Below are 23,794 nucleotides of genomic sequence, written 5' to 3'. Positions count from 1 at the left end.
AAATGCTTGAATACAGAGTCAAGTTTAAGCAAAACACCTTTCGGAAAGGAAAGCATGCAATTTTTCTTGAAAAGCCATATAATACTAGAAGGAAGCAGCAAGTGTATGCTGTTTTGAACTATAATTTTTAAAAAGGGTGACAGATAAATGGAATTAGCAGATATTCGCAACGAATTAGAGAAGATAAATGTAACACTAGAAAACTTTAGGGGGTCTCTTTGACTTAGATAACAAAGAGGCACGAATTGCTCATTTGGAAGATGAAATGCTGCATCCTGACTTCTGGAATGACCAGCAGGCGGCACAGACAGTTATCTCTGAAAGCAATGGTTTAAAAGACCAGGTTAATGAATTTTATCAGCTGACAGAAACATTTGAAAACCTGGAACTTACTTATGAATTGGTTAAAGAAGAAGATGACGCTGAATTGCGCAGTGAATTGGAAGAAGAACTGGTTGATTTAGTGAGTAGCTTAAGCCAGTTTGAGCTGAATTTGCTGTTAAGTGAGCCTTATGATAAAAACAATGCTATTTTAGAGCTGCACCCAGGTGCAGGCGGAACAGAATCACAAGACTGGGGCAGTATGCTTTTGCGCATGTACACACGCTGGGCAGAGAAAAGAGGCTTCAAAGTGGAAACTTTGGATTATCTGCCAGGTGATGAAGCTGGGATTAAAAGTGTAACGTTAGCGATTAAAGGTCATAATGCTTTCGGTTATTTAAAAGCAGAAAAAGGTGTACACAGACTTGTCCGCATCTCGCCATTTGACTCATCTGGACGCCGCCATACGAGCTTCGTATCTTGTGAAGTTATGCCAGAATTCAATGATGAGATTGAAATTGAAATCCGTACAGAGGATTTGAAGGTTGATACGTACCGAGCAAGTGGTGCTGGTGGACAGCATATTAATACAACAGACTCCGCTGTTCGTATTACACATATCCCGACAGGAGTAGTCGTGTCTTGTCAAACAGAGCGCTCTCAGATTAAAAACAGGGAGACTGCTATGAAAATGCTAAAAGCAAAGCTATACCAGAAAAAGATCGAAGAACAGGAAGAGAAGCTTGCAGAAATTCGCGGCGAGCAAAAGGATATCGGTTGGGGCAGCCAAATTCGTTCCTACGTATTCCATCCATACTCTCTTGTCAAAGATCACCGTACAAACACAGAAGTAGGTAACACACAATCCGTTATGGACGGAGACATCGACCTCTTCATAAATGCATACTTGCGTTCAAAGCTAAGCATTGCAGAATAACATTTACGCCATCACAACAAGTGATGGCGTTTTTTGTGTTTAAGAATACTCGCAATAGGTAATTAATTATGAAGTGATTATTTAATTTTGGTAAAGTTTTGCCAAGTATGCATTTGGGCAAGGAATTGTAACGTATAATTTTTTTAAGTCAATATGTTGGTAAGGAGGGCATGAAGTTGCCGTGAAAATATTCCAAATTCTTAATTAATTTACTTTTTAAGGGAAAAGTGAAACTTTTTGCTGTAAATTTCGTTTATAGGTATATTAATGGAATTATTTAGAGATTCTTATAGTAATTGGTTATTTTAAGAAAAGAGGTTATGAAATGAAAGAGGCTGTATTAACGATTGCTGTTCCTTGTTATAACGAAGAGGAAGTATTCGAGCATACATATTTTCAACTAAAAAAGGTACTTACTTCCCTAATTTCCGAAGGTCTTGTAAGTTCCAAGAGCCAATTGCTCTTCATCGATGATGGGAGCAAGGATTCCACATGGGAAAAAATCGAGAGTGCGACACATTTTGATAAGCTTGTAAGCGGGTTAAAACTGTCGCGAAACTTCGGTCACCAGCGGGCATTGCTTGCAGGGCTTGAGGAAGCTGTTCAATTTTCTGATTGCGTTATTAGCATTGACGCAGATCTGCAGGATGATACTAGTGTGATTAGAGAATTTGTGCTGAAGTACTTGAGCGGCTGTGAAATTGTGTATGGTGTGAGAAGCAAAAGGGAAACAGATACCTTTTTCAAACGAAGTACAGCACAAGGCTTTTACCGCCTGATGGAGAAAATGGGATTATCGCTAGTATATAACCATGCCGATTATCGTCTGTTAAGCAAAAGGGCGCTGACAGAGATGCTTAAGTTTAAGGAATCTAATCTGTTTTTAAGAGGGGTAGTTCCCTTGCTTGGTTTTAAGACGGCGAAGGTATACTATGAGCGCAAAGCCCGAGAGGCTGGAGAATCAAAATACCCAATTGCAAAAATGCTTGCATTTGCTTTAGACGGTATCACATCCTTCAGTGTTAAACCGATTCGCTTTATCACTTTAATAGGTTTTTTATCGTCTATTATCAGCATAATGGCAGGAGGCTATGTGCTTGTGCAAAAAATTATCGGTGAAACAGAATCTGGATGGGCGTCCTTAATGATTTCTCTATGGCTGATTGGTGGCCTTTTATTGATGAGCATTGGTCTCATAGGGGAGTATATCGGAAAAATTTACGAGGAAGTTAAACAGCGTCCACGTTATATCATCGAGGATAATTTGTGCAGAAACAAACAAGCTAATGCTGTTAAATCGAAGGTGCATGTGTAATGCTGCGCTCTTCTTTCATACGGTTTTTGCTCGTTGGGCTGATTAACACAGCAGTTGGGCTATCGATTATGTATGCCTGTCTGCTGCTGTTCCATTTCAGCTATTGGAGCTCAACCTTTATCGGCAACTTAGTAGGTGCAGCTGTAAGCTATATGCTTAATAAAAATCTTACCTTTCAAAGTAATGCTAGATTCGTAGGAAGCAGTATTCGGTTTGCTATTGTTATACTGGCATCCTATTTCATTTCCTATAAGCTAGGATTGGTGCTAGTGGAGGAAACCGTTGGTAAATCACCGCTGCTTGTGGAATATGTAGAAGTGATAGCGGTCCTTTTTGGAAGCGGAATGTACACGATTTTAAATTATTTTGGGCAGAAGTATCTTGTGTTTTCACCTAAATATCAACAAGTTCCTGGGAGTGTTAAATGATTAACGTAACAGAAAAAAGTAAGCAGGAAAAAATCTTCCTAGCAGTGGCATTATTAATTGTTTTTTTATGGGTATTACCCTATTTTATCCTGAACGGACAGGCGCATATGCGTATGCATGATAATCTTGATTCTAATCTCGGCTGGTATGAAGTCCTGAAAAACAGCGGCAATATGTTTGCTCCTGTTAATACACCAATGGAGCAGATAATGAACGGTGAGTTTTCTCGGGATACGTACTATTCCGAATACTATGGGATGGTATTTCTTTTCAACATATTGCCGCCTGTAGTCGCATATGGATTGAGTCAGGCGATTACCCGTTTTTTTGCCTTTTTAGGAATGTATCTTCTCCTGAAAAAACATGTATTTAAAAATTCAAATCCATACTTAATTACAATCGGTGCAGCGTTGACTTTCGCACTAACGCCTTACTGGCCATCAGGTATGCTGAGCATACTCGGAATGCCGTTAGCATTATGGAGCTTCCTTAATATTAGGAAGGGCGAGCGCAATTGGAAGAACTATTTAGTGCTGACACTTCTGCCGGTTTTCTCCACCTTTGTAATCGGCTTTTTTTACTTTCTAACATTTGTCGGTTTACTATGGTTGTACGATCTCTTTAAAACGAAGAAATGGAATTTCGTTTTCTTATTATCCATCGTATATATGCTAGCAATCTATTTAGTTATTGATTATCGATTAGTTATCTCTATGATAGCACCTGCTTCTAGTGAGTTAACAAACAGAGATGTCTTTTATCAGTCCAAGCTTGATATATTCCAGACATTGCGTCTTCTTGTAAAGAACTATGTGATTAGCCATAATCAAGACAGGACCATCTCCCAATTCATTATTATGCCGCTCACTATTCTTTGTTTAATATGGGTGCTTATGAAAAAGCAGGCGAAAGACAACCGGTTATTCCTTTTCTTGCATATACTAAACCTCGTCCTATCTACTTGGTATGCATTTTGGTTTTTTGAAGGATGGCAGCCGCTGAAGGAGCGTGTCAGCCTTTTGACAAGCTTTAACTTCGGGCGATTCCATTACTTGCGGCCAATGATTATTTATGTGCTTTTTGCTTTGTCACTGAAAATGATTTGGGACAAAGGTGGGCGCTTAAAATATGTAGTGTATGCATTAATTGCTGCACAGCTGTTTGTATTAATACCTAACAATGAAGAAATCAAATATAAAAATCAGCCAAGCTATGCACAATATTTTGCGGAAGATGAGTTTAAAGAAATAAAGGAATACATAAACAAGCCATTGGACTCTTTCAGAGTTGTAAGTATAGGGATGCACCCTAATGTTGCCCAGTACAATGGCTTTTATACCCTTGATTCATATAGCAATATTTATCCATTAAGCTATAAAGAAGAATTCAGGAAAATCATTGAGCCTGAGCTTAACAAGAATAAGGCGCTAAGGGAATATTATGATTACTGGGGCGGACGCTGTTACATATTTGTTGACGAGCTCGGTAAAAAATATCAGTTTTCTAAGCATTCTAAAAAAAGTATTAAGAATTTAAGCTTAAATACAAATCAGCTGCAAAAAATGGGCGGTCAATATATCTTATCAGCACTGCCAATTGAAAATGCAAAAGATAATAATTTAACGTTTGAGAAATCATTTGAAACAAAAACAGGCTATTGGAAGATATATCTTTATGAAGTGAATGGATAAGCATCCATTCACTTTTTTAGTATAAATAGTTGATCGCAAAAATATATATATTTCTGGAGGTGTTTATGGAGATATTAACGGCTATTATCATGGGTATAGTAGAAGGATTGACGGAGTTCGCTCCTGTTTCGTCAACAGGTCATTTAATTTTAGCAGGTCATTTGTTGGACTTTACAGGCAGCAGTGCTAAAACCTTTGAAATTATTATTCAGCTTGGCAGCATTCTTGCCGTGATTTTTGTATTTTGGAAAAGGATTTTAAGCATATTAGGATTGAAGAGGTTTCAGGACTCTGAAAGTATAGGAACGCTCAGCTTTTTTCACATAGCAGTCGGCATTATTCCCTTCGGTGTTGGTGGTGTGCTGCTTTATGATTTCATTAAAGATGTACTTTTTCGTCCAGCGACAGTGGTTATTACCTTAATTATTGGAGGGTTGCTGATGCTGGCAGCTGAAAAGTTCAAGCCAACTGCAACGGCGAAAACACTCGATCAAGTTACATACAGACAAGCATTGACTGTTGGTTTTTTTCAATGCTTTGCATTAGTGCCGGGTTTTTCCCGTTCTGGAGCAACCCTTTCAGGCGGATTGCTTGCTGGAATGAATCATAAAACAGCCTCAGAATTTACATTTATTATGGCAGTTCCTATTATGTTTGCCGCATCAGCAAAGGATTTGCTTGAAAGCTGGAACAGTTTAGGAGTACAGGACATTCCCGTATTTGCAGCAGGCTTTGTGACAGCATTTATGGTCGCGCTGATTGCTATTAAATTCTTCCTGCGCTTAATTAATAAAATTAAATTGGTGCCTTTTGCTTTTTATCGTTTTGGACTGGCCATTGTATTTTGGATTTTTATTTTATAAGGTTACTAGTTTTAAAAAGCTATCCTAGCAAAACAAGGATAGCTTTTTTTACTTCTCGCAGCCTTTACAAGTAACCTTTTTATCCCTTTACCACGCTAATTAGTCACCATTTACACCCCTGTGTTTGAATGATATACTCTCTGCTTGGGAAAACCTATAGAGAGCATTTTTCATAGAATTTACATACTGCTAATGCTCGCTGAAATTTACCATAAAAAAGAATTTATCATTCGAAGAGGTGTCGCATTTTGCGGGAATATATTTATGTATTAATCGGGTCTGCTATTGTAGCATTATCATTTAACTTGTTTTTATTGCCTAATAATATAGCTTCAGGCGGTGTCAGCGGCATAAGCACCATTACTGCCAGCTTGTTTCATTGGGAGCCGGCTTTTGTACAATGGGCATTTAATATCCCTTTGTTTATTGCAGGAGTGATTTTGCTTGGAAAAAACTTTGGGATAAAAACACTTGTAGGCACTTTGTTTTTACCATTTGTCGTTTTTTTGTCAAAAGACATGGAGCCTTGGACAACCCAGCCACTGCTTGCTGCATTATATGGCGGTATCGGAATCGGCCTTGGAATTGGAATTGTTTTTAAAGGTAAAGCATCAACAGGCGGGACAGACCTTGCTGCGCAAATTATCACTAAATATACCGGTATGTCATTAGGGAAAAGTGTTGCCTTAATCGATGGAGTAATTGTCATCACGGCTGCGGCTGTATTTAGTATTGAACAAGGTTTATATGCATTGCTTGCTCTGTTTGTTACAAGCAAAACGATTGATATTGTTCAAGTTGGATTCGGAAGCAGCAAAATGGCGTTGATTATAACAGACAAGCAAGAGGAAGTAAGAGAAGGAATTCTGACAAAAATCGACAGAGGCGTCACAAAGCTTACTGCTCACGGAGGATACACTGATTTTGAGCGTCCTATCTTAATGTGTGTCGTTGATCAAGCTCAATTCACTAAGTTGAAGCTTCTTGTTCAAACAATCGATCCTTCTGCATTCGTTATTGTCATGGATGCATCTGAGGTGCATGGAAGAGGATTCAGCGCGAAAAAAGCATAAGAAGCAACCGCCCATTTTTTGAAAAGGGCGGTTTTTTTATTAATTATGTTGAGCTTCTGTAAGATTTGTAACAGAAGCTAAAAATGTAACCGTTTTATAAATAATGTCGAAGGGTAATGAATGGAAATTATTATGAAAATAATTCCATAAAACGTAATTATTTTTAGGTATATAAGCCTAATTTAATGAAAAAAATAAAAAAAAAAGGGGAATATGGTCGAATTGTAGTACTATTATAATAGTAAATAAAGGTAAGACAAGATAATAATAGTACTTTTTGCGATGTTTGAAAAGAAAATGTAATAATTTTATCCGTTAAATTACTGTCCTATAATGTTATAATAATGTAAGTAATTAGAAGGAAAGCTTTTATTTTTAAAAAAGCTGTCTCTTTCCGTCGGTTTGTAAATGTCGAATTTTGGTGGTTAACGGAAGTCAGAAAAGTTCTGGATGTATAGCATAAATATAAATAGCAATTCGCAGATGTGATTCGTCTACCATGTTTGCCTTAGACGCATTGCACTTTTCTCATGTTCTTACAAATAAAATTCAGGTGTGATAATAGATGATTGAAATGAAAAATGTAATAAAGAAATATGCCAATGGCGTTATTGCAGCCAATGGGATAGATGTAAAAATAGCTCAAGGTGAGTTTGTATATGTAGTTGGACCGAGTGGTGCCGGAAAATCAACATTCATTAAAATGATGCATCGCGAGGAAAAACCGACACAAGGAACAATCTTGATAAACGGTGTAAACTTAGCAAAATTGAAAAACAGCAAGGTTCCTTTGCTGCGAAGAAATATGGGAGTCGTCTTTCAGGACTTTAAGCTTTTGCCGACATTGACTGTATTTGAAAATGTGGCATTTGCATTGGAAGTAATTGAAGAAAACCCTAAATCAATTAAAAAACGTGTGATGGACACTTTAGGACTAGTAGGGTTGAAGCATAAAGCAAGAATGCTGCCTACTGAACTATCAGGCGGAGAGCAGCAGCGTGTATCCATTGCCCGCTCGATTGTAAACTCCCCAAAGCTTGTCATTGCCGATGAGCCAACTGGGAATCTTGACCCTGAAACCTCTTGGGAAATCATGAATATTTTTGAGGAAATCAACAATCGGGGAACTACCGTTGTGATGGCTACCCACAATAAGGAAATTGTTAATACGATTAGACATCGTGTAATCGCCATCGAAGGTGGAAGAATTGTTCGTGACGAGCAGAGAGGTGATTACGGATATGAAGGCTAGAACAGTAAAAAGACATGCTAGAGAAAGTTTTAAAAGTTTATGGAGAAACGGATGGATGACATTCGCTTCGATAAGTTCTGTGGCGATAACGCTAATTTTGGTTGGTGTGTTTTTCGTCATTATGATGAATTTGAACGAGGTTGCCACAACAATAGAAGAGAACGTGGAAATTCGTGTTCATATTGATCAGACAGCTTCAAAAGATGATCAGGCTGCCTTAGAGGATAAGATTAAGGGCATATCAGATGTCGACAGCGTAACATTCTCTACGAAACAGCAGGAATTAGACAACTTGATTGAAAGCTTCGGTGACGATGGGGATGCTTATGAGCTGTTTCAGCAGGATAACCCATTAAGTGATGTGTTTGTTGTTAAAACAAAAAATCCAAATGACACAAAAAAAGTCGCACAGCAAATTGAGAAGTTTGAAAATGCGGCAACTGTAAAATACGGACAAGGTACGGTCGACAGGCTGTTCAAGGTCATTAATGTCAGCAGGAACGTCGGGATTGTCCTAATTGCGGGGCTTCTGTTTACAGCAATGTTCCTAATCTCCAACACAATTAAAATCACCATTGTTGCCAGACGTAAAGAGATAGAAATTATGAGACTTGTCGGTGCAACTAACTGGTTCATCCGCTGGCCGTTCTTCTTGGAAGGTATGTGGCTTGGCGTCATTGGTTCGATTATTCCAATCGGCATTGTATCGGTCATTTATTATTATGCATATGAATACTTGAATCCGAGATTGGCAGGCAACTACATCCAAATACTTGATTATACGCCATTTGTTTATCAAGTGGGAGCATTGCTATTGCTAATGGGTGCATTGATCGGTATATGGGGAAGTGTCATGAGTATTCGCAAATTCTTGAAGGTGTAAGGTGAAAACAGGAAGAAGTAGTCCCTTCTTCCTGTGAAACACAATATACTGCTACTTAATAGCCTGGATAAAAGGCCAGGCTATTAAATTGGCGTTATTTTCAATGGTATAGTACTAAAATACTAGTTTACAAGTAGTTAAACCTACGTATCTATTTTTTTAGAGGGGAAGGCATGAGAGCTTGAAAAATACAATAGTTAAATGGACAGTCGTTACTACTTTAGGCATTGGTGGTATTGTTGCTCAAGGACCTTTTTCTACGGCAAATGCAGCAAGCGTAAGCGATCTTAACAAGCAAAAAGAGGAGATCGAAAGCAAGCAGCAAGATGTAGAAAGTGAAAAGAACAACAAAAACGAAGAACTAGACAGCATACATGATGAACAGGCATCGGTTGAAGAAGAGCTGGAGAGATTAAACACAGCGATTTCTACTACACAAGTTAACATTATTGAGAAAAAAGAACAGATTGAAACAACAAAAGATGATGTGGCAAAGCTGGAGAAACAAATTAAAGCAACACAAAAAAGAATTGATGAAAGAAATGAAGTGCTGAAAGACAGAGCAAGAGCTATGCAGGAAACTGGCGGTGCAGTCAGCTACATGGATGTGCTTATGGGCGCTCAAAGCATCAGTGATTTAATTGACCGTGTCGGTGCTGTGGCAACAATTGTGGAAGCAGACCGCGCTATCTTAAAGGAGCAGGAAGCAGATAAAAAGCTTCTGGAAGATTCAAAGGCTGAGTTAAAAGAAAAACTAAGCTCACTGGAAACAATGCTAAGTGAGTTGGAAGACATGAAGGCAGATTTGGATTCCAAAAAGAAAGAAAAAGATAAAGTGATGGCACAGCTTGAAGAGGAAGAGGGTCATGTCCATGCAGAAATGCTTTCACTTGAAGAAGAAGAAGCAATCTTGGCAGACCAAAAGGTAGCAATGGAAAAAGCAATTGAGCTGGAAAAACAGCGTCAAGCGGAAGCTGCAAGAAAAGCAGAGGAAGAAAGAAAGAAACAAGAAGCTGCAGAAGCGGCGGCAGCAGCAGAAGCAGCAGCTGCTAAAGCAAAGGCAGCACAGTCGAGCAGCTCAAGTTCTAAATCTAGCTCAAGTTCTAGTTCTAGTTCTAGTTCAAAATCAAGCTCAAGCTCAAGCAGTTCAAGTTCATCTTCTGCAGCATCAACACCTGGTGTATCTTCAGGAAACTGGACAAAACCAGCTAATGGAGTGCTTACTTCTGGCTTAGGTCAACGCTGGGGAACTTTCCATGCGGGAATTGACTTAGCAGCAACAGGTGATAATGTTGCAATTGTTGCAGCAGCAGACGGTGTTGTTATTCGTTCTTACACATCAAGCAGTTATGGTGAAGCGATATTTGTTGCACACTCTATTAATGGCCAACAGTACACAACTGTTTATGCTCATATGAAATCAGGAAGCAGAAAAGTTAGTGCAGGTCAGGTTGTCTCAAAAGGCCAGCGTATCGGTACAATGGGTAATACTGGTGATTCCCAAGGACAGCATTTGCATTTTGAATTGCATAAAGGCGAATGGAATGCAGCTAAATCCAACGCAATCAACCCGATTGGTATTGTTCCAATCTAATAGATTAAAAAAGCTTGTCCACAATATGGACAAGCTTTTTTGTTTTTCCATAAGCGGTCGTAAGGATGTATCCAGATATTACTATGCTATAATAAAGATATGAGTTTTTTAAAGAGGAGCAATGAAAATGAGCGGCAATGATAATAAAGATAATGAAGAGTTGAACCCAATAAGCGGTGCTGGTGCAATCCTTGATGAGGAGACATTATTTATTGTTTCCCAAACATTTAAAGCTTTATCAGATCCGACAAGAATTAAGATTCTCCATCTATTGTCAGAAAAGCAGCATTCTGTTAATGAAATAGCAGAAAGACTGCAGATGCTTCAGTCGACAGTTTCTCATCAGCTGCGGTTTTTGAAAAACCTTCGCCTTGTTAAATATCGCAGGGAAGGAACAACTATGATATACTCTTGCGATGATGAGCATGTTATGAGTGTTTTAAAGCAGATGATTGACCATGCAAGACATCATTAATATGGATATAGAACAGCAGCAGCCAGACTCGTTTGGCTGCTGCTGTTCTATACCCATATTGGAAATAACATTGACACTTTCGAGCCTGCTTACATATAATATGAATATATGAGTAATTGTTCATATAATGATTTTCTCGATAATTAAGTGATATTAAATAAATCAATCCTTTTCTGACAGGAAAGAATTTCATTTAAGACAATTAATGAAAGAGGGGAAAACCATGGAGGAAGGAAAACAGCTGCAAAGGAAAGACTTTATATTAGAAGGGCTAGACTGTGCGAATTGTGCCATGAAAATTGAGCGGGGTGTTGCCACGATAGAGGGTGTGAATGAATGCCAAGTCAATTTTGCGACACAGACATTGTCCTTACAGTTCAGTGACGAAGAAGGCCCGATAATCGCAAAAGCGGAAAAGGCAATAAAACGGTTGGAACCGCATGTAAAATTAAAAGAAAAAACAGCGGGGGAAAATCGGCAAACAAACAAGCATGATCATGCTCATCTTCAGCATGGTCACAGTCATAGTCACAGCCATGGACATTCACATGACCATGGAAGCAAGAGCATGCAAAGAATGATAACACGGCTTGTAATCGGGACGATAATCGCTCTTTTTGCTTATTTTCTTCCGCTGGATGGTGTTATAAAGCTGTCTGCCTTTGTTGTTGCCTATCTTATTATTGGCGGAGACATTGTATGGCGGGCTTGTACAAATATCGTCCGCGGCCAAGTATTTGATGAGCATTTCTTAATGGCCATTGCCACGATAGGAGCATTTGCAATTCAAGAATATCCAGAGGGCGTTGCTGTCATGCTGTTTTATCAAGTCGGCGAGCTGTTCCAGGGAGCTGCTGTAAACCGTTCACGTAAGTCGATTAGCAGCTTAATGAATATCAGACCAGATTATGCCAATGTGATGAAAGGGGAGACCCTTGAAAAGGTGTCTCCAGAAGAGGTGACAATCGGTGATATTATCGTTATCAAGCCTGGAGAGAAGATACCGCTTGACGGTATTGTCGTTGAGGGTAAATCAAGCGTTGATACTTCGGCATTGACAGGGGAGTCCATGCCAAGAGATGTAGAGCCGGGACATGATATACTCAGCGGCTTCATCAATAAAAATGGAGTGCTCACTGTCAAGGTAACGAAGGAATATAGTCAGTCTACTGTTGCGAAAATTTTGGAACTTGTTCAAAATGCCAGCAGCAGAAAAGCGCCGACAGAAAACTTCATCACGAAATTTGCTCGTTACTATACACCGGTTGTGGTAATCATTGCAGCATTATTAGCTGTAGTGCCTCCTCTATTTTTGGAGGGTGCTGTATTTTCTGATTGGCTGTATCGTGCCTTGATTTTCTTAGTTATCTCTTGTCCATGTGCGCTCGTTGTTTCTATTCCTCTTGGCTTTTTCGGCGGAATAGGTGCTGCATCTAAAGCGGGAATTCTTGTAAAAGGCAGCAACTATTTGGAGGCCTTGAATGATGTTAAGTATGCGGTGTTTGATAAGACAGGTACCCTTACGAAGGGAGTATTTGAAGTAGTGTCTGTGCATCCTGCTAACGGTTATTCAGACCAAGATGTTCTGCGGAATGCGGCAAGTGCAGAGATTCATTCTAACCATCCGATTGCCGAATCAATCAGAAAGGCTTATGGGGGCGCAGTTTCAGAAGCAGATGTAAATGATTATGAGGAAATCCCAGGCTACGGAATCATTGCAGCTGTTAATGGTTTAAAAGTATTAGCTGGTAACTACAAGCTGATGGTGAAGGAAGGAATTGATTTCGAGTTAAGAGAAGAGATTGGAACAATTGTCTATGTAGCAGCAAATAAGGAGTTTATTGGCTCACTTGTCATATCCGACCAATTGAAGGAGGATGCCAAGCAGGCTATTGCAGCATTGAAGCAAGCTGGCATTAAAAAAACGGTCATGCTTACAGGGGATGCTGCTGCGGTGGGCGCAAGTGTTGCTAAGTCTCTGAATATAGACGTTGTGCATGCAGAGCTCCTTCCACAGGATAAGGTAGAAGAGATAGAAAAACTGGATAAAAGAAAATCTCCAAAAGAGAAGATCTTATTTGTAGGAGACGGGATTAACGATACACCTGTATTAGCGCGGGCAGATGTAGGCATGGCGATGGGCGGCTTAGGTTCAGATGCAGCCATTGAAGCAGCTGATATAGTCATTATGACAGATGAACCTTCAAAAATTGCCTCTGCCATTTCCATTGCTAAAAAAACGCGCAAGATTGTTTGGCAAAATATTGTGTTTGCGTTAGGAGTTAAAGCGCTATTCCTTTTGCTTGGGGCCTTTGGAGTTGCTACAATGTGGGAAGCGGTGTTTTCAGATGTTGGAGTTACCTTAATTGCTGTGCTGAATGCAATGAGAGTCTTATCTATAAAAAATCTTCCATGAAAATAGTCAGCCACTGTCTTTTAGACAGTGGCTCTTTTTATGCTACATTACATTTGGAGGTGTACCATGCTCTGCCGGCGGTGCAGGCTTTAATTTTGGAGCAGGACCGAATGGAGGTACGTCCTTTACGTATTGGAATGTGCCCATACCATCCATACTTGGACCAGATGCCCATCTTCCTTTGCTGCTTTCGTCTCCCATCGAATGGTTCAAGAATAAATAAGAAACCTCTCTTTTTTCCAATTCCTTCGGGAACGTGCTTGGAACAACAACCCCTTCTTGCTGTTCTAGTTCATAAATAGCAGCAAGCCATTGATTTTGATGCATAGTGTCCCTTGCGATAAGGTAGGAAAGCATATCTTTAATACCTCTGTCATCTGTTTGTTCAAAAATTCTTACTGCCTGCAATCTTCCTTGTGATTCAGCATGCAGGTTAGAACGCATATCTGCAAGCAGATTGCCGCTCGCAATGATATAGCCGCTGTTCCAAGGCACTCCGTTGCTGTCTTTTGGAGTTGCTGATAAGCCGGATACGATAGCGTGCTGTGGGTCCATCCCGCCGATAATTGCCGCTAACGCAGGATTAGTAGCAGCTGCAGACTCCAGTTCGGTTACAGGTGCATCATCTAAGAGACGGGCAACCATTGTGGACAATAGCTCAATATGACCTATTTCCTCCGTACCTGTATCTAACAGTAAATCTCTGTATTTTGCATGTCCTCTTGTACCCCATGCTTGAAATAAATATTGATTCATAACAGACATTTCTCCAAATTGGCCGCCGATTAGTTCTTGAATTCTTCTAGCGAAAAGTGGATCTGGTTTTTCTGGCTTTGCTTGGTATGCTAGTTCTTTTATATGATAAAACATTTTAGGCATTCCTCCCTTTCGTCTGTATAGGTTATTCAACTAGGGAAAATAGGTGCACTTTAAATAGCGTACAGCAAAAGCTGTCATCATAACTTGTCTGCTCTCGGCATATAGATTCAGTAAGGCTATTCTCATGAAGAAGGAAGAGAGGACGATCTTAGATGAATCGAAAATTGCTGGTGATATGCATGACAAGCTCCCTCATAGTTGGAGCCGGCGGCACTTATATTGGAATGAATATATGGGAAGAGAATAAAACGAAGTCTGATTCAGCAGCAAGCAGCAATGCGACAGCCTTATCGAAGGTTGACAAAGCGTATAACCTGATCTTAAACAATTATGTGGAAAAAGTAGATAAGGCTGAATTAGAGGAGGGTGCAATTAAGGGCATGCTTTCTACCCTTGATGATCCGTATTCTGTTTATATGGACAAGGACAGCGCAAAACAGTTTGAACAAGCTCTTGATTCCTCTTTTGAAGGCATTGGTGCTGAAATAAGCGCAGAAGACGATAAGGTTATTATTGTGTCGCCAATAAAGGATTCTCCTGCAGAAAAGGCTGGTATTAAAGCAAATGATGAAATTGTTAAGGTGGACGGAGAAAGTGTACAAGGCTTTGATCTGTATGATGTGACGCAAAAGATTAGGGGAGAAAAAGGCACGAAGGTAGAATTGGAGATTGTCAGACAAGGGCTGGAAAAGCCGCTGCAAATAGCCGTTGTCCGTGATGAGGTTCCGCAAATTACGGTTCATTCCTCTGTTAAAAGAGAGGGTGGAGAAAATATCGGTTATATTGAAATTACCTCCTTTTCACAGGAGACAGCTTCTGAATTTCATAAGGCATTACAGGAGCAAGAGCAGCAAGGAATTGCCGGCTTGATATTAGATGTCAGAGGCAACCCAGGGGGACTGCTTACAAGTGTGAATGAGATACTAGGAGAGTTTGTGACTTCAGACAAGCCTTATGTGCAAATTGAGCATCGAGATGGAGAGACCGAACAATTCTACTCTGACTTAAAACAAAAGAAGGATTATCCAGTTGTTCTGCTTGTAGATAATGGAAGTGCCTCAGCATCAGAAATAATGGCTGGTGCTATGAAAGAAGCGGAAAACTACACACTTATTGGTGAAAAGACGTTCGGTAAGGGGACAGTTCAGCAAGCTGTGCCAATGGAGGATGGAAGCAAAATTAAATTAACTTTATTCAAATGGCTCACACCTGATGGGAATTGGATTCATAAAAAAGGGATAGAACCAAACTTGGAAGTGGAGAAATCGGCTTTATATAAAACTCATCCACTTCAAATAGAAAAGACGTTGAAGCGGGAAATGAACACCGAGCAAGTCAAGTATGCGCAGGAGATTTTAACAAGTCTTGGCTATCGGACAGACAGGCAGGATGGTTATTTCAGCAGCCAGACAGAAATTGCTGTGAAGGCCTTTCAAGGAAGCAATAATTTGACAGAAACAGGAACGATTGACGCAAATACAGCCGAAAAGATGCAGCAGGCAGTCAGAACGGAAATGCAAAAAGATGAAAACGATATGCAGCTGCAAACAGCTTTGCGATATATCGTGAATTAGAGAAAGCACACCTTAAAGAAGGTGTGCTTTTTCGTGTTGTTTACTTATTTAAAATGCTGTCCTCCAGCACGAGTGTTTTATCGCCATAGACCTTCGTAATATGCCTTTCTCCCCAATTACATAGTGCATCAAGAATACTTTGCAGACTTTGACCATATTCACTCAGCTCGTATTCTACCTTAGGTGGAATTTGCTGATAAATGATTCGGTTAATAATGCCGTCCTCTTCTAATTCACGAAGCTGTTGTGTTAACATTTTTTGGGTAATATTAGGCATTAATCGCTTTAGTTCGCTTGTCCGTTTTTTGCCATGTGTAAGATGGCATAGGATTACACATTTCCACTTGCCGCCGATTACCTCAAGGGTTGCCTCAACAGAAATATTGTATTTCTTCTTTTCCATGCTGTAACCTCCAGATGATATTATAGGCACTAAAAAGTACCTATAGTACTTTGCGGTGCCTATATCACAAAAAAGTACGTACTTTTCAAAGATATCTATATGATTCATAATAACATTTGCCGGCCGAAAAGCAAGCTGATAAAAATTCATTCCACTAGTGGATCATTATATATCAAGCATCAAGAAGGAGGACATATGAGTAATCGTAAGAATGGAAGCGTGTATGCCTTGCTTGCATTGGCAGTCAGTGCTTTCGCAATTGGTACAACAGAATTTATTAGTGTCGGTCTTCTGCCTTTAATTTCAGCAGACTTGAATGTCAGCATTACTGCAGCAGGATTGACAGTATCCATTTACGCTCTTGGTGTTACAATCGGTGCGCCAGTTTTGACGTCCATCACCTCAAGAGTTTCCAGAAAAACATTATTATTATGGATTATGATCGTATTTATTATTGGTAACAGCATTGCTGCAGCAGCGAGCAGCCTTACTGTCTTGTTAATAGCAAGAATAATCTCTGCATTATCACATGGTATCTTCATGTCAATCGGCTCAACGATTGCAGCAGACCTTGTCAGCAAGGATAAAAGAGCAAGTGCTATTTCAATTATGTTCACAGGACTTACAGTAGCAACCATAACTGGTGTGCCAATTGGAACATTTATCGGCCAGCAATTCGGCTGGCGATTAGCATTTGTTGCAATAGTGCTTGTTGGTATTATCGCATTTATTGCCAATAGCATTCTTGTCCCGAAGAATCTTTCTAAGGCCAAGCCTTCTACGTTTAAAGATCAGCTTTCGTTAGTGACTAAGAGCAGATTGCTGCTTTTGTTCATTATCACAGCATTAGGCTATGGGGGGACATTTGTTGTCTTTACGTATCTTTCACCGCTTCTTCATGAAATCACTGGTTTCAAGGAAAGCACAGTTGCAGGCATCCTGCTTTTATATGGAATGGCCATCGCAGCAGGGAATATGATTGGAGGCAGGCTTTCTAATAAAAAGCCGCTCACAGCTCTGTTTTACATGTTTATAGCACAAGCTATCATCCTATTTTTGCTTATCTTTGCCTTGCCGTATAAAGGTGCAGGCCTTGCGATGATTATATTAATGGGTCTGTTGGCGTTTATGAATGTGCCTGGACTGCAAGTTTATGTTGTGATGCTTGCAGAGCGGTATGTGCCTGGAGCAGTTGATGTCGCCTCTGCTGTTAATATCGCTGCCTTCAATGCAGGTATCGCGATTGGTTCTTATTTAGGTGGAGTTGTTACTAACTCATTAGGTTTAATTCATACAGCTTGGGTCGGCGGAATAATGGTAGCAGCCGCAGTACTGCTGACTGGCTGGAGCTTAGTGTTAGAGAAAAAAGCAAATAAAAAGGAATGGGGTAAATAATATGAAACATTTACAAGATACAGTCGCATTAGCAAATGGAGTAAAAATGCCATGGCTCGGATTAGGAGTATTTCAAGTTGAGGATGGAGCAACCGTTGTAGAATCTGTTCGTGCCGCGATTAAAAACGGGTACCGCAGCATTGATACGGCAGCTATTTACCAAAATGAAGCAGGTGTCGGCCAAGGAATCAAGGAGGGAATCGAGCTTGCTGGAATTAGCCGGGAAGATCTCTTCATTACATCGAAAGTCTGGAATGATGACCTTGGTTATGAAAAAACATTGGCCGCATTTGAGGCTAGCTTAGAGAAGTTAGGTCTTGATTACTTGGATTTATATTTAATTCATTGGCCAAAGGCTGGAAAGTACAAGGAAGCATGGAGAGCGCTAGAAACTCTTTATAAGAATAAAAAAGTTAAGGCAATCGGTGTCAGCAACTTTCAGGTTCACCATCTTGAAGATTTAATGAAGGACGCAGAAATAATGCCGATGATCAATCAAGTCGAGTTGCATCCAAAACTTACACAAACAGAAGTAAGAGCCTTCTGCCAAAGTCACGGTATCCAAGTGGAAGCATGGTCGCCATTAATGCAAGGTCAGCTCCTGGATCATGAGCTGTTAAAAAGCATTGGGGCAAAGTACAATAAATCTGTAGCACAAGTTATCATCCGTTGGGACTTGCAAAATGGGATTATCACAATCCCTAAATCTATTAAAGAGCATCGAATTATTGAAAATGCTGATGTGTTTGACTTCATATTGACTGATAAAGAAATGGAGAAAATCACTGAATTGAACGAAAATCTGCGTGTAGGTCCAGATCCAGATAATTTTGATTTTTAATACGAAAAAGGTCTGCTTCCACTATGGGAGCAGGCCTTTATTGATTAGCTAGTGGTAAAAGGCTTTAAATTTAATATCACCATCTATTCTTATCATGTACGTACCAACAAGGTTGTAAGGATAACTTTTAAGTTAATTCATCAATTTACCTATACATGTACGTACGAATATATGGTAGAATGTACGTGTCATCAAGTTTACCATAGAAAAAGATAATCAGTTGGAAAGGGGATAGGTGAATGAAGCTGGCGATCGCAAGCGACCATGGCGGCTTTCATTTAAAGGAGGCTGTTAAGGCCTACTTGGAGGGTAGTGGTATGACAGTTCTCGATTTTGGCTGCACGAGCACAGATAGTGTTGATTTTCCTGGTTATGCGAAAACAGTAGGAGATGCTATTAATTGTAAAGAAGTTGATTTAGGAATTCTCTGTTGCGGTACAGGAATTGGGATGAGCATTGCCGCTAATAAAATCAAAGGTATTCGTGCTGCTGCAGTAGGAGATGTATTCACAGCAAAAGCGACAAGAGAGCATAATGACAGCAATGTTCTCTGTCTTGGCGAGCGTGTAACCGGTGAAGGATTAGCGTTGACGATAGTAGAAACATGGCTGAATGCTGAGTTTTTAGGAGGCAGGCATGCCCAAAGGGTCAATGCTATCGGTGAACTGGAGGCAGGGCTATAATTTAAGGGATAACTCTGAAAAATCTGCCAGAAAAAATCCCCTAAAAAGACAAGTTTTTTTCCATTGCTCTCATAATCCTATATAATACCATTATATGAAATTAAAAACGCATGCAATTAATTAGGGGGTAAAATGCTTTGAAAGTTGGAGTAATTGTCTTTGGGAGTTTGCCTGCAGGGGTCAAACAAATAGTGTATAAGTTGCAGCTTCATTTAACTCCTAAGCACGAATTGGTTGGAATGGAGATAGAAAAGGGAACGGGAACAGCAAGATATAAGGAGCTTAACATAAACAGCGACTCTCCTTACTTGAGCGATTCAATGCTTATGATGTCTGCATATCCTGAAGATGATAAATGGGAAGAAATTTTTTCTGCAGTAGATACTGCTGTTGTCATTGGAAATGCAGAGGCGAAAGAAAAATGGACAAGCTATTTGGCTGACCATTCTTCCGTACGCTCTTTATTTGTTCCGGTGTCAATTTTTAATGATATAGAAGGTTCTGAAACCACGCTTGGTTATGATACAGCGGTGAACAGCATCGTCGATAATATTCTTAGAGTGAAGGATACAATTAACTCCTTGAAATATGACAATCCGCGGTTATTCGGTTTTTCTATAGATGGAAGCCCCTCCATTAAAATGCTGGAGGACATTTCGAGTGCAGGAGACGGGCATTTCTTTGCTCCTGAATTTGAAGCAGATGAAATGGACGCACTAAAGGAACGCATCGAAGCAAGCTTTACAGAATGGAACACTTCTTCTGTCCTTGTATATAGTGCTGCTGCACATGCTTCAGCAATAGAACAAGTTGTTGACCATCTGAAAGTAGATTTTAAATATACGGAAATCGATGAGGCACTTTGTATGGGGACAAACCCGACAGCAGCTGACCGAATTTTAGCTAACAGACTGACAGGCGGGATTCTTTCTTGGTTAGAGCAAAAGCAAGAAACAGGCCAATTGGCTGTACAAACGGACGAAATTGCATTTATAAAGAAATAATAAAAACCTGATAAAGGACTGGTATAGATGAGCGAATTGACGAAGACAAATATTGAACAAATGGCGGTCAATACTATTAGAACACTTTCCATTGATGCCATCGAGAAATCCAACTCTGGCCACCCAGGAATGCCGATGGGTGCAGCACCGATGGCGTATGCGCTTTGGGCAAAGGAAATGAATCATAACCCTGCCAATCCTGAATGGTTTAACCGTGACCGCTTCGTCTTATCTGCAGGACATGGCTCTATGCTGTTATACAGCCTGCTTCACCTGTTCAACTACGGAGTGAGCATCGACGACTTGAAGAACTTCCGTCAATGGGGAAGCAAAACACCTGGACATCCAGAATTCGGCCACACTCCTGGAGTGGAAGCAACAACAGGTCCGCTTGGACAAGGGATTGCGATGGCAGTAGGTATGGCAATGGCAGAAAGACATCTTGCTGAGACATACAATAAAGGCGACTATCAAGTTGTTGATCATTATACATACAGCATCTGCGGCGACGGTGATTTAATGGAGGGGGTTTCAGCAGAAGCAGCATCCCTTGCAGCACATCTAAAGCTTGGAAGATTGGTTGTTCTATATGATTCCAATGATATTTCTCTTGACGGTGATCTTCATCTTTCCTTCTCAGAAAGTGTGCAAAAGCGTTTTGAAGCATATGGCTGGGAGGTTCTTCGTGTTGAGGATGGCAATGATATCGCGGCAATTCAAGCAGCTATTGCACAAGCGAAGAAATCAGATGTGCCGACATTGATTGAAGTTAAGACAGTTATTGGCTACGGTTCGCCGAATAAAGGCGGTAAATCAGCTTCCCACGGTGCACCGCTTGGAGCTGACGAAACATTGCTTGCAAAGCAAGCTTACAGCTGGGAATATGAAGAAGCATTCCATGTGCCTACTGAGGTTGCTGAGCACTATGCAGGTTTAGCTGCTGAAGGTCAGACAAAGGAAAATGAGTGGAATAAAATGTATGAAGCTTATAAAGCGGAATATCCGGAGCTTGCAACTCAGCTGGAAACAGCAATTAAAGGGGAAGTGCCAGCGAATCTTCAAGAAAGCTTGCCTGATTTCGAAGCTGGAAGCGCAATGGCAACAAGAGATTCTTCTGGAAAGAGCATTCAAGCAGCGGCAAAAGCAATTCCAGCATTCATCGGCGGTTCAGCTGACTTGGCAGGCTCTAATAAAACGCTGATCGGTCATGAAAAGAACTTTGGTCTGGATGGCTATGCAGCTAAAAATATTTGGTTTGGCGTACGTGAATTTGCGATGGGTGCAGCTATTAATGGTATGGCATTGCATGGCGGTGTGAAGGTGTTTGGAGCGACATTCTTTGTTTTCTCTGACTATCTGCGTCCTGCTATCCGTCTTGCAGCATTAATGAAGCTTCCTGTCACATATGTTTTCACACATGACAGTATTGCTGTCGGTGAAGACGGACCAACGCATGAGCCGGTTGAGCAGCTTGCTTCCTTGCGTGCAATGCCAGGTCTGTCTGTCATTCGTCCTGCTGATGCTAAGGAAACAGCAGCCGCATGGCAAATTGCCTTGGAAAGCAAGGATACTCCAACTGCATTAGTGCTGACTCGCCAAAACTTGCCTACATTGGATTTAACTAAGGCTGAGGCATTTAATGGCGTAAGTAAAGGAGCTTATACCGTTTCTGCCGCAAAAGGGGAGACGCAAGGTTTGCTGCTTGCGAGCGGATCTGAAGTGTCTCTAGCCATTCAAGCACAAGCAGAACTTGAAGCAGACGGAATTTCTGTAGGTGTTGTCAGCATGCCAAGCTGGGACTTGTTCGAAAAGCAGTCTCAAAGCTATAAAGACAGCGTGCTTCCAGACAGCATTCAAGCTCGTGTAGCAATCGAAGCAGGTGCTTCATTAGGATGGAGAGAGTATATCGGTGCTAAAGGAGAGCATATTACAATCGATCATTTCGGTGCATCTGCTCCAGCTGATAAGCTTTTCCAAGAATACGGCTTCACAGTAGAGAATGTGAAGGCGAAAATGAAAGCAGCTATAGAAGCTGCGAAATAACAATAGAAGCCTGCCGTTTCTGGCAGGCTTTATTTATTGGTTTTGATTATTCTTATATGAAATTATCTCTCCTGGGCTTTCTATTAGTTTGCTAGTAGAATATAATAGATTTATATTATGAGGAATATCACGTTCTTGTGCATATAGTAATTTCAACTAGTTTTAAAAAAAGGTGGGACTCTTCATGTGGCAAGATTGGCTAATTGAATTATTAAAGGGGTTTGGAAAACTATTTCTTCATCCTTTGTTTTATCTTTCCTTTTTGTTAGCAGCCTATTTAGGTGTCTCAAGGGTGACGAAGGAGCGAAAGGATTTCACCATCAGGGCATTGAATGCTTATTTTGAGCTGAAACAGCTTCTGCCTGTTGGCGTCATTATAGGATTGTGCCTATCGATAATATCGATTGGATTAGTTCTCGTAGTGCCGATGGAAATGGTTATCTATACAGGCATCTTCACTCTGCTTCTAAGCTTAATTTGGAAGACACGTTTGCTTTCTTCCGTGTATACTGTTGGTCTTGGAATATTGGCAAGCATCGCTTCTCTGTATATGGGATGGGATTTCTTCCTCTTTTCTGAGAGCGTAATTGGCGGAGATACATATATCTTTCCAACTGCTGTTGCGGTGTTAGGCTTGCTGCTTGCAGCAGAGGGCTTGCTGATTCAGAAGAATGGCAGCAAAGGAACATCACCTCGCCTGACAAAAAGCAGCAGGGGACAAGCAATCGGCATCCATTTGTCAGAAAGAGCTTGGCTTGTGCCATTGTTTCTGTTTCTCCCGGAAGGAGTGCTGTCTATTCCTATTGAAGGATGGCCGGTCTTTACTGTTGGTGATCAAACATACTCCATCATCCTTGTGCCGTTTTTGCTAGGATTCAGACAAGCTGTACAAGCAGTACATCCTACAGTTGCAGTGCGAGCAGTCGGCAAAAGGGTGTTCTGGCTCGGCCTGTTTATTGCAATAAGTGCGGCAGCTGCTTATTATTTCCCTCTTGCGGCTATAGGTAGTGTTATTGTGGCTATTATCGGCCGTGAATGGATTACGGCAGGTCAAAAAGCGAAGGAAAAAAATAAAGGCTTTTATTTCACGAAAAAAAATAATGGCATCATGATTTTAGGTGTTGTTCCTGACTCTCCAGCAGATAAGATGGGTCTTAAAATCGGTGAAATTATCACAAAAGTAAACAGCATTCCAGTGCAGGACGAAATTCAGCTTTACACTGCACTGCAAAAAAACTCAGCTCATTGCAAAATGGAAGTTCTCGATACAAACCATGAGGTTCGTTTTACTCAGAGGGCATTGTACGAAGGAGATTATCATAAGCTTGGCATTCTGATGATTCAGGATGAAAAGGCGAAAGGCAATCAAGCAGTATAAAGTGTTAAACCCAAAATTTCAACGGAATTGCGTGAAAAATAACCGGAATAAAATAAGTAAATAATAGAGAATATTGAGGTATAACCGCTTAGTAATTTATATAAGCGGTTATATTTTTTTAAGGGTTGATTATTATATGAACAAAGAACCACAAGAACTAATAGTTTTTTGTAACCCATATAATGGAGAAAGTTTTGATAGCTTTCTGTCACGATTGAGTGAAAAGAACCTCTATGATGGAACATCTTATCTGTATGGATATGCTGGTTTAAATAAAAATAAAAATATCGGAAATGTAAATAAGAGATTAATGACTTAAGTTTTGGTATACTTTCAAGGCTAACTG

General features: G+C 40.3%; 21 protein-coding genes. 19 read left to right on the top strand and 2 right to left on the bottom strand.

What is annotated here, in order from left to right; translation table 11 throughout:
- Nucleotides 1-147: 147 nt before the first annotated feature.
- The 11 genes from prfB to MKX82_RS17030 all read left to right on the top strand — a co-directional run bounded on the left by prfB (nt 148) and on the right by MKX82_RS17030 (nt 13,248).
- Nucleotides 148-1,258, top strand: a protein-coding gene (prfB, locus tag MKX82_RS17080; protein WP_341078693.1) for a peptide chain release factor 2 whose coding sequence is annotated in 2 segments (ribosomal slippage) — nt 148-219 and nt 221-1,258 — 1,110 coding nt in all. Because the reading frame shifts where the segments join, the coding sequence is not laid out codon by codon here.
- Nucleotides 1,259-1,583: 325 nt separating this feature from the next.
- On the top strand, nt 1,584-2,573 hold the full coding sequence (locus tag MKX82_RS17075; protein ID WP_251644764.1) for a glycosyltransferase family 2 protein: 990 nt from the start codon (nt 1,584-1,586) through the stop codon (nt 2,571-2,573).
- Nucleotides 2,573-3,001 carry a GtrA family protein gene (locus MKX82_RS17070; protein WP_233318455.1) on the top strand — a complete coding sequence of 143 codons (429 nt, stop codon included), beginning with the start codon at nt 2,573-2,575 and terminating at the stop codon, nt 2,999-3,001. The genes MKX82_RS17075 and MKX82_RS17070 overlap by 1 nt, the downstream gene beginning before the upstream one ends.
- Complete coding sequence (locus MKX82_RS17065) at nt 2,998-4,692, top strand: DUF6044 family protein (RefSeq protein ID WP_233318465.1); 1,695 nt, start codon at nt 2,998-3,000, stop codon at nt 4,690-4,692. Before MKX82_RS17070 ends, MKX82_RS17065 begins: the two co-directional genes overlap by 4 nt.
- Nucleotides 4,693-4,757: 65 nt before the next feature.
- Entirely contained in the window at nt 4,758-5,555 is a 798-nt protein-coding gene (gene bacA, locus MKX82_RS17060) for an undecaprenyl-diphosphate phosphatase (protein ID WP_341078688.1), read from the top strand.
- A gap of 248 nt (nt 5,556-5,803) precedes the next feature.
- Nucleotides 5,804-6,628, top strand: a complete 825-nt coding sequence (locus MKX82_RS17055; RefSeq protein ID WP_245399891.1) for a YitT family protein — start codon at nt 5,804-5,806, stop codon at nt 6,626-6,628.
- A 565-nt stretch (nt 6,629-7,193) separates the two neighbouring features.
- Nucleotides 7,194-7,880 (top strand): cell division ATP-binding protein FtsE, encoded by a 687-nt coding sequence (gene ftsE / locus MKX82_RS17050; protein ID WP_233318469.1) that lies wholly within the window; start codon nt 7,194-7,196, stop codon nt 7,878-7,880.
- On the top strand, nt 7,870-8,763 hold the full coding sequence (gene ftsX / locus MKX82_RS17045; RefSeq protein WP_233318546.1) for a permease-like cell division protein FtsX: 894 nt from the start codon (nt 7,870-7,872) through the stop codon (nt 8,761-8,763). The genes ftsE and ftsX overlap by 11 nt, the downstream gene beginning before the upstream one ends.
- 181 nt (nt 8,764-8,944) lie before the next feature.
- Nucleotides 8,945-10,357 (top strand): murein hydrolase activator EnvC family protein, encoded by a 1,413-nt coding sequence (locus MKX82_RS17040; protein WP_341078686.1) that lies wholly within the window; start codon nt 8,945-8,947, stop codon nt 10,355-10,357.
- A gap of 127 nt (nt 10,358-10,484) precedes the next feature.
- Entirely contained in the window at nt 10,485-10,832 is a 348-nt protein-coding gene (locus tag MKX82_RS17035) for an ArsR/SmtB family transcription factor (protein WP_396953779.1), read from the top strand.
- A 223-nt stretch (nt 10,833-11,055) separates the two neighbouring features.
- Nucleotides 11,056-13,248 carry a heavy metal translocating P-type ATPase gene (locus MKX82_RS17030; protein ID WP_341078683.1) on the top strand — a complete coding sequence of 731 codons (2,193 nt, stop codon included), beginning with the start codon at nt 11,056-11,058 and terminating at the stop codon, nt 13,246-13,248.
- 42 nt (nt 13,249-13,290) lie between these two features.
- On the opposite strand, the gene MKX82_RS17025 is transcribed toward MKX82_RS17030, so the two are convergent.
- Nucleotides 13,291-14,118, bottom strand: a complete 828-nt coding sequence (locus MKX82_RS17025; protein WP_233318477.1) for a manganese catalase family protein — start codon at nt 14,116-14,118, stop codon at nt 13,291-13,293.
- Nucleotides 14,119-14,279: 161 nt separating this feature from the next.
- On the opposite strand from MKX82_RS17025, the gene MKX82_RS17020 reads away from it, so the two are divergent.
- Nucleotides 14,280-15,701, top strand: coding sequence for a S41 family peptidase (locus MKX82_RS17020; protein WP_341078680.1), 1,422 nt, complete (start codon nt 14,280-14,282; stop codon nt 15,699-15,701).
- A gap of 40 nt (nt 15,702-15,741) precedes the next feature.
- On the opposite strand, the gene MKX82_RS17015 is transcribed toward MKX82_RS17020, so the two are convergent.
- Nucleotides 15,742-16,104, bottom strand: coding sequence for a winged helix-turn-helix transcriptional regulator (locus tag MKX82_RS17015; protein ID WP_233318481.1), 363 nt, complete (start codon nt 16,102-16,104; stop codon nt 15,742-15,744).
- Nucleotides 16,105-16,299: 195 nt separating this feature from the next.
- Here MKX82_RS17015 and MKX82_RS17010 point away from each other — a divergent pair, with 195 nt between their 5' ends.
- The 7 genes from MKX82_RS17010 (at nt 16,300) to MKX82_RS16980 (ending at nt 23,767) form a co-directional block, all read left to right on the top strand.
- A complete protein-coding gene (locus MKX82_RS17010) occupies nt 16,300-17,499 on the top strand; it encodes an MFS transporter (RefSeq protein ID WP_341078679.1) in 1,200 nt (399 codons plus the stop codon).
- A gap of 1 nt (nt 17,500) precedes the next feature.
- Nucleotides 17,501-18,340, top strand: coding sequence for an aldo/keto reductase (locus MKX82_RS17005; protein WP_341078677.1), 840 nt, complete (start codon nt 17,501-17,503; stop codon nt 18,338-18,340).
- A gap of 239 nt (nt 18,341-18,579) precedes the next feature.
- On the top strand, nt 18,580-19,023 hold the full coding sequence (gene rpiB / locus MKX82_RS17000; RefSeq protein ID WP_233318499.1) for a ribose 5-phosphate isomerase B: 444 nt from the start codon (nt 18,580-18,582) through the stop codon (nt 19,021-19,023).
- Between the two features lie 137 nt (nt 19,024-19,160).
- Nucleotides 19,161-20,027 carry a 6-phosphofructokinase gene (locus MKX82_RS16995; RefSeq protein WP_341078674.1) on the top strand — a complete coding sequence of 289 codons (867 nt, stop codon included), beginning with the start codon at nt 19,161-19,163 and terminating at the stop codon, nt 20,025-20,027.
- 27 nt (nt 20,028-20,054) lie between these two features.
- Nucleotides 20,055-22,070, top strand: a complete 2,016-nt coding sequence (tkt, locus tag MKX82_RS16990) for a transketolase (RefSeq protein ID WP_233318503.1) — start codon at nt 20,055-20,057, stop codon at nt 22,068-22,070.
- Nucleotides 22,071-22,254: 184 nt separating this feature from the next.
- Nucleotides 22,255-23,448 (top strand): PDZ domain-containing protein, encoded by a 1,194-nt coding sequence (locus MKX82_RS16985; protein ID WP_341078669.1) that lies wholly within the window; start codon nt 22,255-22,257, stop codon nt 23,446-23,448.
- A 136-nt stretch (nt 23,449-23,584) separates the two neighbouring features.
- On the top strand, nt 23,585-23,767 hold the full coding sequence (locus MKX82_RS16980; protein ID WP_341078666.1) for a hypothetical protein: 183 nt from the start codon (nt 23,585-23,587) through the stop codon (nt 23,765-23,767).
- Nucleotides 23,768-23,794: the final 27 nt, after the last annotated feature.

This window comes from Niallia sp. FSL R7-0271 (genome assembly GCF_038005785.1).
In the GTDB taxonomy this organism is placed as follows: Bacteria; Bacillota; Bacilli; order Bacillales; family Cytobacillaceae; genus Niallia.
Note: the sequence above shows the minus strand (reverse complement) of the source record. Positions and strands in the feature narration are given on the sequence as shown.